We start from the raw sequence: 2,968 nt of genomic DNA on the forward strand, positions 1-2,968 counted from the left end.
TGCCACAATTTTTCGGCCTGGCGGATCGACTTCCGGCGGCCGATTGACTCGTTTTGGGAGGCGGTGCAATCCGGTCAAGTGCTTGGTTTCAAGGTGGCAAAGGTCACCTTTGGAGGCTTTTCCATGAAGCGTCGGGACTTCTTGGCGCTGTCGGCGGGAGCCGCGGCGTTTTCCATTCTTCCGGCCGCCGTCAAGGCTGCCGTGCCGGTTCCCTATGACCGCAATGCGGAGGTGCCGTTCAAGGATAAGAAGTCCTTCATCGACTGGATGGTGGCCAATCGCGGCGAGGATCCGAAGTTGCTGGCTGAGCGATTCGATCGCTTCCAGATCATGGTCTACAACAAGGACGTGCTGGACGATCGCAACAAGCGCGCCTTCCTGCTGACGCCGCGCGAGGAGTTCGTGCTGCCGCAGAACCTCGGCCGCGCCTATGATCACGCCTTCCTCGATATCGGCTATGGCGTGACGATTTCAGGCCCGCACCTGGTCGGGCGCATGACGACGTCCATCGACGTGCAGTTCGGCGAAGCCGTGCTCGAGATCGGCACCGGCTCGGGCTACCAGTCGGCCTATCTGGCCAACCTCACCGACAAGGTGCACACGATCGAGATCATCAGTCCGCTGGCGCAGCGCACCCGCCGTATCTATGACGGGCTGATCGAGCGCGGCTACAGCGAATTCGGCGCGGTCACCAGCCGCAATGCCGACGGCTATTATGGCTGGGAGAGCGTCGGTCCTTTCGACAAGATCATCGTCACCTGCGGCATCGACCATATTCCGCCATCGCTGCTGCAGCAGCTCAAGCCCAATGGCGTCATGGTCATTCCCGTCGGTCCGCCGGGCGCCCAGCATGTGCTCAAGGTGATCAAGCAGCAGCTTGCCGACGGCACGTTCAACATCGTCCGCTCGGACATCTATAACGGCAAGGTGGTGCCTTTCGTGCCCTTCACCAAGCTGGAAGGCGACCAGATCGTCGGCACGCATAACGGCTGAGTCGCCGCGCGGCGGCACCGGCCTTGCTGAATTCGCATCGAGGGGCCTGAATGGCAGCCGTCGCATCGATCTCTCGACCAGGCATCGCCTCGCTGGAGGCGCCACGGCTTGCGCATTACCTCGCGGTCGGGCTGATCGCCGGCGCCATCATCGCCCTGCAGATCGCCGTCATGCGGGTGTTTGCCGTGGGCAGCTGGTCGCATTTCGGCTCGCTGGTGGTCAGCCTCGCCATGCTTGGTTTCTCCTTGTCCAGTGTCGTCATCTTCGCCGGCAAGGGTTGGTTCGATCGCCACTGGCAAGGCGCCGCAACGGTGGCCCTGTTGCTGATCGGCCCGCTCGCCGTCGGCTCCAACCTCATCGCCCAGACGGTGCCGTTCAATGCCATCTTCCTGGTGTCCGATCCCCAGCAGAAATGGCGGCTGCTCGCCAATTTCCTGCTCTACCTCCTGCCGTTCCTGGCCGGCGCCTTCTTCCTCGGCATCGTCTTCCTGAAAAGCCGCACCGCCTTCGGCCGCGTCTATTTCGCCGACCTGACCGGCTCGGGGCTTGCCGGCCTCGTCGTGCTGGTGTCGCTGTATCTGTTCGCGCCTGAAACCATCATCGTCGTGCCGCTGCTTTTGTGGGCCGCCGGTTCGCTGCTGTGGTTCGCCGCGTTCGGCGCCTGGAAGAGCGTTGTCGCGGGCCTGGTGGTCGCGGCGCTGTCGATATCAGGCTACCTCATGCTGCCCGGGCTTACAGGCATACCCGACATCACCGTCTCGCAATACAAGGGTGTCGCCTATGCCCGCAACTTCCCGGACGGCAAGCGCATCTACCGCAGCGTCTCGCCGTTCGGCGATTTGCAGGTCTATGCCAGCTCCTACATGCATTTCGCGCCGGGCCTGAGCGACAACGCCGCCTTCGGCATGCCCGAGGTTCCGGCCAACACCTATGTCGGCATGTATCGCGACGGCGACGGGCCGGAAGGCATCATGCGCAACCTGGCGCCGGCCGAGCAAGTCTATTTCCGCTATCTGCCGATGCACTATCCCTATGTCATCAAGGAGAAACCCAAGACATTCGTTGTGCAGTTCGGCGGCGGCATTTCCACACAGGCCGCGCTCAATGCCGGTTCGACCTCGGTGACCGTCGCCGAGAGCAACCCGATGACGTTGCGGGCCTTCCGCGATCCGATCCTCAGGGATGTCACCGGCAATATACTGGCGGAACCGCGGCTCAAGGTGATCGACTATGACGGGCGCCTGTTCCTCGCCAATACGGTCGAGCGCTACGATGTCATCGACCTCAGCCTGGCCGACAGCGTCGGCCTGTCCAATCCCGGCGGCTTCGCCATTTCGGAGAAATACGCCTACACGCGTGAGGCGATGCTGAGCTACATGCACGCGCTTGCCGATGGCGGCGTGCTGTCGATCACCTTGTGGAACAAGGAAGAGCCGCCAAAATCGGTGCTCAAGCTTTATTCTACCGTCGCCGAAGCGGCGGAGATTTTCGACCGCCAAGGTGCCGCCAACGATGTCTTCGCCGTGTCGAGCTATCTCTCCACCACGACGGTGCTGTTCAAGCGTGGCGGCTTCACGGAAACCGAAATCAAGACGCTGCGCGACTACACCAAATCGATGTCCTGGGAGGAAGTCTATTATCCAGGAATGGTTTATGACGGCTCGGGGGCGCAGAAGGTACTCGATGATTACCGCGCGTCGATCTTCGGCAGCGGACAGGACGCGACGCTCACCCAACCCGCCGACCCGACCACGCCTGCAAATCCTGACTGCGATCCGACCGCACCCGCCGATCCGACGCTCGATGCCTGCGCGGATGCCGATGCCGGTCCGCAGGTGTTGCCGGCGACGGAACTGCAGCGCATGACCTGGCACGCACTTCTGACCGGCGGCTGGGAAAAGCTCGCGAGCGACTATGTCTTCGACGCGCGTGCGCTGAGCAACGATCAACCTTATTTTGCGGCCTATGTGAAGGT

General features: G+C 62.3%; 2 protein-coding genes. Both read left to right on the plus strand.

All coding sequences use genetic code 11. The annotated features are described in order from the left end of the window. The first annotated feature begins 123 nt into the window (after positions 1-123). Positions 124-993, plus strand: coding sequence for a protein-L-isoaspartate O-methyltransferase (locus EOA36_RS32300; RefSeq protein ID WP_127280881.1), 870 nt, complete (start codon positions 124-126; stop codon positions 991-993). 50 nt (positions 994-1,043) lie between these two features. Continuing rightward, the coding region (locus tag EOA36_RS32305; RefSeq protein WP_127280882.1) for a hypothetical protein at positions 1,044-2,968 on the plus strand (1,925 nt) is incomplete at its 3' end.

The sequence above is a fragment of the Mesorhizobium sp. M8A.F.Ca.ET.021.01.1.1 genome (genome assembly GCF_003998025.1).
Classification (GTDB): domain Bacteria; phylum Pseudomonadota; class Alphaproteobacteria; order Rhizobiales; family Rhizobiaceae; genus Mesorhizobium.